Below are 7,682 nucleotides of genomic sequence, written 5' to 3'. Positions count from 1 at the left end.
TTTTTTGGTCTTGTTCCGCTAGAAGGTAGAGGGCAGGCTTTGGCATTTGGTTTGCGCGGGAATTTGTTTCGTACTGAAAACGCAGGCGAGTCGTGGGAGCAGCTTAGCTCAAATACAGAAAGTACGCTGATGTCAGGCGCGTTTGATGGAAATCGAAAAGTGAGCATCGCGGGCAACGGAGGTGTTGTCGTGCTAAGCGAAGATGGCGGTAAGACGTTCTCGGCATACTCTCGAGAGGAGCGACTGGGACACACAGCTTTGACGTACATCACTCGTCAGCGTGTTGCGCTAGTCGGTGAGTCGGGTGTTGAGCTAGTGACCCCCTCGGGCAAAAACCTTTAAGCACTTTATCTCAATCTCAAATTTTGTAAGAGGATTTACAAATGGCTAATGCCGACCAAAGTTCTGCGGGAACTTCAGCAAAAGGTTCCGGTTCAGTCGCAGAGCGTCTGATATTTGAAAACCGTCCGGTGATTCTTGGACTGTTTTTATTGATTACTGCTTTTCTAGGATTTAATGCAGCGCAAATTAAGCCTGATGCTTCGTTTGAGCGCTTAATCCCGTTGGAACACGAATTTATTCAGAACATGATGGATAATCGTTCTGATTTGGAAAACTTGGGTAACTTTATCCGTATTGCTGTGGCCGTTGAAGAAGGCGATATTTTCAATCAAGCCTACATGCAAACCCTGAGTGAGCTGAGTGACGAGGTATTCAAGCTCTCTGGTGTTGATCAGGCCGCTGTGCAGTCTTTATGGACTCCCAATGTCCGCTGGGTCGAAGTTACTGAAGATGGCTTCCAGGGTGGGACAGTTATTCCGGACGATTACGATGGCACTGAGTCATCTTTAAATCAGCTACGTGAGAATATCCTCAAGTCAGGTCAGGTAGGGCGACTTGTTGCGGATAACTTTAAGTCGACGATTATTTACGCCCCACTTCTGGATATCGACCCGGAGACAAAACTTCCTCTTGATTACGCTGATTTCTCTAAAAAGCTCGAAGACAAAATTCGTGCGCAATACGAGGAAAAGAACCCCAATGTGTCGATTCATATTGTCGGTTTTGCTAAAAAGGTTGGTGATTTAATTGAGGGTATTGGTGCTATCGCAACCTTTGCGCTAGTTACAATTGGCCTGACACTTAGCTTTTTGTTTATTTACTCTCGCTGTGCGATTGCGACGACCGTTCCGATTGTCACTTCGATTGTTGCAGTGGTCTGGCAGTTAGGCTTACTCAACATATTTGGTTACGGTCTTGACCCGTATTCGGTGTTGATCCCTTTCCTCGTTTTTGCAATCGGCATTAGTCATGGTGTGCAGATCGTAAATCAAATTGCGGTTCAAAGGGCTTCCGGCCTAAACGCGCTCATGAGTGCGCGCATGGCCTTCAGAAATTTGGCGAGGCCAGGCATTTTGGCGTTAGTCAGTGATGCCATCGGGTTTTTGACGCTGTTTTTTATTGAGATCGAAGTGATTCGTGATCTTGCTGTCGCCGCGGGTGTTGGTGTTGCTGTAATCATTATTACGAACCTTGTGCTCCACCCTGTGTTGATGTCTTACACCGGGCTAAGCAAGGGCGGGTTGAAGCATGCCAAGAAAGTCGAGATGAGTGAGCATAAGCCTTGGCGAGTGCTTTCTTTTATGTCTCATCAAAGCGTTGCGCCAATTTCGATTGTGATTGCGATCCTAGGTTGTGTCATTGGACTCTACTACCAGAAAGACCTGAAGATTGGTGATCTTGATCGAGGTGCCCCCGAGCTGCGTCCAGACTCGCGCTATAATTTGGATAATGCCTTTATCATTGATAACTATAGTACTAGTGCGGACGTGCTGGTTGTCATGATAAAAACAGAACCGCAGATGTGTTCTTCCTATGAGTTGTTGGATGTGATGGACCGAATGCAATGGCAACTTGAAAACACGGAAGGTGTTCAATCTACCGTATCTCTCGTTACTGTTTCAAAGCTCGTAACTAAGGCCTTGAATGAGGGCAGCTTTAAATGGTTTGAGTTGTCTCCCGATCAGCAATTTCTTGATTCGACTTTACAGCGAGCGCCTGCAGGACTCATCAACACAAATTGTAGCTTAACGCCCATGATTGTATATCTTGATGATCACAAAGCAGAGACGTTAAATCGTGTTGTCGACGAAATGAAGAGCCTCATCGAAGCTTATCCAAGTGAGGACTACACTTTCCTACTTGCTGCTGGTAATGCAGGGGTTGAGGCAGCAACGAATGAAGTTATTGAAAAAGCGAAAACTGTGATGTTACTTTCGGTTTACGCGGTTGTAAGTTTTCTTTGTCTCGTAACGTTCCGTTCTATTGCCGCCGTGATTTGTATTATCACACCTCTAGCGCTTACCTCCGTCCTTTGTGAAGCTTTGATGGCACAGCTTGGCATTGGCGTAAAGGTGGCGACCTTGCCAGTTATTGCGTTGGGTGTCGGTATCGGTGTCGACTACGGAATCTATATCTATAGCCAGTTAGAAGCGAAGCTGAAAGAGGGTATGACCCTTCAGGATGCATATTTTGAGACGCTTAAAACGACCGGTAAAGCGGTAGCGTTTACCGGTGTTACTTTGGGGATTGGTGTATGTACCTGGATTTTCTCTCCGATTAAGTTCCAAGCGGATATGGGAATACTGCTATTCTTCATGTTCTTATGGAATATGATTGGTTCAATGTGGCTTCTTCCAGCCTTGGCTCGTTTTCTTGTTAAGCCAAAAAAAGCGGCTTAGTTGACACTAAATAAGCAGAGCGGTGCGCGTCTCATGTATGTGAGGGGTGCGCCGCTTCTCAATTTAGAGTGTTCAGAAGATTGGCTAGCTATCTAATCTACGGCAATAGTTTATTTTTTAACTCAATCGTATAGAATCCCGCCCTCTTCTAATTTCCATTGTCATGTGACCCATTGTAGGGGCCACCACTGAAACGAGGTGAATATGCCTGTAATTACTCTCCCAGACGGTTCAAAACGAGAATTTGATAAAGCGGTATCGGTTAGCGATGTTGCTATGGATATTGGTCCTGGTCTTGCGAAAGCAACGATTGCCGGGCGCGTAAACGGAGAGTTAGTCGATGCCTGTGACTTGATTGACCAAGATGCGGAGCTAAGCATCATTACTTCTCGTGACGAAGACGGTGTTGAGATCATTCGCCACTCATGTGCGCATTTGCTTGGTCACGCAATTAAGCAATTGTGGCCAGAGACGCGGATGGCGATTGGCCCGGTTATCGAGAATGGCTTTTATTACGATGTCGATCTTGAGCATCGTTTGACTGACGAAGATGTCGAGAAGCTTGAAAAGCGAATGCTTGAGCTGGCAAAAAAAGACTACGCAGTGGTGAAGAAGGTTGTCTCTTGGAACGAGGCTGTCGATGCGTTTAAAGCTCGTGGTGAGAACTACAAGCTGGAGATTCTCGATCGGGATATCCCTCATGATGCAACGCCGGGTTTATACCATCACGAAGAGTACATTGACATGTGCCGTGGTCCACACGTGCCAAATATGAAGTTTTGTCATCACTTCAAGCTGATGAGAGTGTCTGGTGCGTATTGGCGTGGTGATTCTGATAATAAGCAGTTACAGCGTATCTACGGCACGGCCTTTGCCGACAAAAAGCAGCTAAAGCAGCATTTGAATCGCCTTGCTGAGGCTGAAAAGCGTGATCATCGAAAGATTGGTAAAAAACTAAACCTATTTCATATGCAGGATGAGGCGCCAGGAATGGTGTTCTGGCACGATAAGGGTTGGAGTATTTATCAGACAATCGAATCGTACATGCGCATTAAGCAGCGACAGTACGACTATAAAGAGATCAAGACACCGCAGGTTGTTGATCGTACTCTATGGGAGCGTTCCGGTCATTGGGATAAGTTCAGTGAGCAGATGTTTACAACGCATTCTGAGAATAGTGATTTTGCGATTAAGCCAATGAACTGCCCATGTCACGTGCAGGTATTCAATCAGGGGCTAAAAAGCTACAAAGAATTGCCGTTGCGTCTCGCGGAGTTTGGCTCTTGTCACCGTAACGAGGCAAGCGGTGCTTTGCACGGTATTATGCGCGTACGGGGTTTTACCCAGGATGATGCGCATATTTTCTGTACGGAAGAACAGATTCAGGCGGAGGTCGCTGATTTCATAGACATGTTGCATGAGGTCTATGAAGATTTTGGATTTACTGAGATTCTTTACAAGCTATCAACGCGCCCTGAAGAGCGGGTCGGAAGCGACGAAGTTTGGGATAAGGCAGAGGATGCGCTTGCGAAAGCCTTGGATGCAAAAGATCTGAAATGGGATTTGCTGCCAGGAGAGGGTGCATTTTATGGTCCGAAAATAGAGTTTTCGTTGAAAGACTGTATTGGCCGAGTTTGGCAATGTGGAACGATTCAGGTCGATTTTTCGATGCCTGGTCGCCTAGGGGCGCAATATGTTAGCGATGAACAAGACCGCAAAACCCCTGTTATGCTCCATCGTGCCGTACTTGGTTCTTTTGAGCGTTTTATTGGTATTTTGATTGAAGAGTATGAAGGAGCTTTGCCCTTTTGGTTGGCGCCAGAACAGGCAGCAATACTCAATATTACCGATAAACAGTCAGAATATTGTGAAAAATTGCGAGAAAAGCTAGAACTAAGTGGGTTTAAGACACACTTAGACTTGAGAAACGAGAAGATCGGCTTTAAAATCCGCGAGCACACAATTGCCAAGGTTCCTTTTTTGCTCGTTGTCGGAGACAAAGAGATGGAAAATGGAACTGTGGCTGTCCGAACTCGTAAAGGTGAAGACCTTGGAGTTATGACTCAAGACGAAGTTGTAGCGCTATTTAGTCGAGAGTCAGAAAGTAAAGGACGTAGCATAGACAACGACAAGTCGGCTTAAACCCTCTTGTGCGCTGTCTTTTTGTTTTTGAATAGTTGGAGATTGCGACATTAAGCGAAGCAGCCAAATGGGTAAGGCTAAGAAAGCCACCATCAATGAGAATATCGAGGCGTCTGAAGTACGTCTTATTGACGAAAACGGCGAGCAGGTAGGGATTGTCCCTATCGGTGAAGCGATATCGAGAGCAGAATCAGTGTCTCTTGATCTTGTTCAGATTGCTGACAGTGATCCAATTGTGTGTAAAATCATGGATTACGGCAAAAAGATATTCGAAGAGAAAAAGCAAAAAGCGGCACAACGCAAGAAGCAGAAGCAGACCCAGGTCAAAGAGATTAAGTTACGACCAGGGACGGAAGAAGGGGATTATCAGGTAAAACTGCGCAACCTGATACGTTTCCTTGAAGCAGGGGACAAAGCCAAGGTGACTATTCGTTACCGAGGCCGCGAAATGGCCCATCAAGAGATCGGCATGAAGTTGCTCGAACGGATCGAACAAGATCTAGAAGAGCTCGGAGTTGTCGAACAGCGACCTAAAATGGAAGGTCGTCAAATGATGATGGTTATAGCCCCTAAAAAGAGAAAGTAAAACAAGCTGTAGCAGATGCTACATAGGCGCTTGGTTTTACTCAAATACTTATCCAATGCGGAGTGAGTTATTATGCCTAAAATGAAAGTAAAGAGCGGTGCGGCTAAACGCTTTAAAAAGACAGCCAACGGATTCAAGCATAAGCAATCCTTCACTAGTCACATCTTGACCAAAAAGTCGCCAAAGCGTAAGCGTCAGCTTCGTGGTTGCAAGCAGGTTGCCGATCAAGATCAGCAGTCTATCAAGCGCATGTTGCGTATCTAATTTGGTTCAAGATTTAGTTTAGGAGAACACTATGCCTCGCGTAAAACGTGGAGTTACTGCGCACCGTCGCCACAAGAAAATACTTAAGCAAGCTAAAGGTTATTACGGAGCTCGTAGCCGAGTCTTTCGTGTAGCCAAGCAAGCAGTTATCAAAGCTGGTCAATATGCATACCGTGACCGTAAGCAGCGTAAGCGTCAATTCCGTCAATTGTGGATTGCTCGTATTAATGCTGGTGCGCGTTTGAACGGATTGTCATACAGCCGTCTTATTGCCGGTTTGAAAAAGGCAAACGTTGAAATTGACCGTAAAGTTCTAGCTGATCTAGCGATGAATGATGCGCCAGTTTTCACTGCGGTTGTTGAGAAGGCTAAGACTGCATTAGCAAACTAAAGCCAGGCGAGAGGCGCTGTTGATATAATCTAACCGATTCAGCAGACCTCCGTTTTGAGCATTATGTGATAGGGGGCCTTGCCCCCTATTTTTGTATCCGGAGCAAACTAAATGGAAAACCTAGATCAGCTCGTCCAAATCGCCAATCAGGCCGTGGAAAAGGCCACAACGATTGCGGAACTGGATCAGGTACGCGTTGATTATCTTGGAAAAAAAGGTCAGATCACTGCTTTGCTGAAAGGCTTGGGTAAGCTAGACGCAGCGGAGAGACCCACAGCTGGAGCCAAGATCAATGAGGCGAAAGAAGCGGTACTCGAAAACCTAAACGCAAAGAAGAATCTACTCGAGAGTTCAGCTCTTGAAGCGCAGTTAATGTCAGAAGCGATCGATGTGACTCTGCCGGGTCGGGGCACAGACTTGGGTGGACTTCATCCGGTGACCAAAACAATGCGTCGTATTGAGTCATTTTTTGCTAAGGCTGGGTATTCCGTTGAGGTTGGCCCTGAAATTGAAGACGATTACCACAACTTTGAAGCGCTCAATATTCCGGGGCATCACCCTGCTAGAGCGATGCACGACACATTTTATTTCAATGCCAATACGCTTTTGCGGACACATACCTCGCCAGTTCAGGTGCGAACAATGGAGCAAGGAAAGCCGCCATTTCGCATGATCTGTCCTGGGCGGGTTTATCGTTGTGATTCAGATCAGACACACACACCAATGTTTCATCAGGTAGAAGGCTTGTTTGTTGAAGAAAAGGTTAGTTTTGCAGACCTGAAATCAACGATTGAAGAGTTTCTTCAGGTGTTCTTTGAGCGTGAGCTAGAGGTGCGATTCAGACCATCTTACTTTCCGTTTACTGAACCGTCTGCAGAAGTGGACATCGAGTGGGGTCGAAATGCCGATGGTTCAATTAAATGGCTGGAAGTGATGGGTTGCGGGATGGTTCATCCTAAGGTCTTTGAGGCGAGCGGAATAGACCCTGAACAATACTCAGGTTTTGCTTTCGGCTTGGGTGTAGAGCGCTTGGCAATGCTCAGATACGGTGTAAATGACCTGCGCATGTTTTTCGAGAACGATTTACGTTTTCTTCAACAGTTTAACTAAGTTTTTAAGTGGAATCTCAATGAAGTTCAGCGAACAGTGGCTAAGAGAGTGGGTGAATCCTGCTATTGAAACTGAAGCACTCTTGCATCAGGTAACGATGGCTGGTCTGGAAGTAGACGGCATCGATGCCGTTGCAGGAGAATTTAGTGGCGTTGTTGTAGCAGAGATACTCTCAGCCGAGCAACATCCTGATGCAGACAAGCTCCGCGTTTGTCAGGTCAGCGATGGCAAAGAAACATACAGTGTGGTTTGCGGTGCTCCTAATGCTAGAGCGGGTATTAAGGTTCCGTTTGCTCAGGTGGGCGCTGTTTTGCCTGGTAATTTTAAAATTAAAAAAGCTAAGCTTCGCGGTGTCGAGTCGTTCGGCATGTTATGTGCGGAGGCCGAGCTTGGTCTGGCAGAAAACTCAGATGGTCTGATGGAATTGCCAAATGATGCTCCTGTGGGC

The 7,682-nt window shown here is 46.3% G+C and carries 8 protein-coding genes; all 8 read left to right on the top strand.

Annotated features, from left to right (window positions below; translation table 11 throughout):
* Positions 1-342: WD40/YVTN/BNR-like repeat-containing protein (locus tag A3751_RS23120; protein WP_369821256.1), on the top strand; the 342-nt coding region annotated here is incomplete at its 5' end.
* Between the two features lie 41 nt (positions 343-383).
* On the top strand, positions 384-2,741 hold the full coding sequence (locus tag A3751_RS18280) for an RND family transporter (protein WP_068458484.1): 2,358 nt from the start codon (positions 384-386) through the stop codon (positions 2,739-2,741).
* A gap of 204 nt (positions 2,742-2,945) precedes the next feature.
* A complete protein-coding gene (thrS, locus tag A3751_RS18275) occupies positions 2,946-4,883 on the top strand; it encodes a threonine--tRNA ligase (RefSeq protein WP_068458482.1) in 1,938 nt (645 codons plus the stop codon).
* A 67-nt stretch (positions 4,884-4,950) separates the two neighbouring features.
* The gene (infC, locus tag A3751_RS18270; protein WP_082863367.1) at positions 4,951-5,469 is read left to right on the top strand and encodes a translation initiation factor IF-3; all 519 of its coding nucleotides are present in this window, start codon (positions 4,951-4,953) and stop codon (positions 5,467-5,469) included.
* Between the two features lie 72 nt (positions 5,470-5,541).
* Positions 5,542-5,733 (top strand): 50S ribosomal protein L35, encoded by a 192-nt coding sequence (gene rpmI / locus A3751_RS18265; protein WP_068458480.1) that lies wholly within the window; start codon positions 5,542-5,544, stop codon positions 5,731-5,733.
* A gap of 31 nt (positions 5,734-5,764) precedes the next feature.
* Positions 5,765-6,124 carry a 50S ribosomal protein L20 gene (gene rplT, locus A3751_RS18260; RefSeq protein ID WP_068458477.1) on the top strand — a complete coding sequence of 120 codons (360 nt, stop codon included), beginning with the start codon at positions 5,765-5,767 and terminating at the stop codon, positions 6,122-6,124.
* 111 nt (positions 6,125-6,235) lie between these two features.
* Positions 6,236-7,234 (top strand): phenylalanine--tRNA ligase subunit alpha, encoded by a 999-nt coding sequence (gene pheS / locus A3751_RS18255; protein ID WP_068458476.1) that lies wholly within the window; start codon positions 6,236-6,238, stop codon positions 7,232-7,234.
* A gap of 19 nt (positions 7,235-7,253) precedes the next feature.
* A partial coding sequence (ytpR, locus tag A3751_RS18250; protein WP_369821255.1) for a YtpR family tRNA-binding protein occupies positions 7,254-7,682 on the top strand: 429 nt, incomplete at its 3' end.

The organism is Oleiphilus sp. HI0080, from assembly GCF_001635135.1.
Note: the sequence above shows the minus strand (reverse complement) of the source record. Positions and strands in the feature narration are given on the sequence as shown.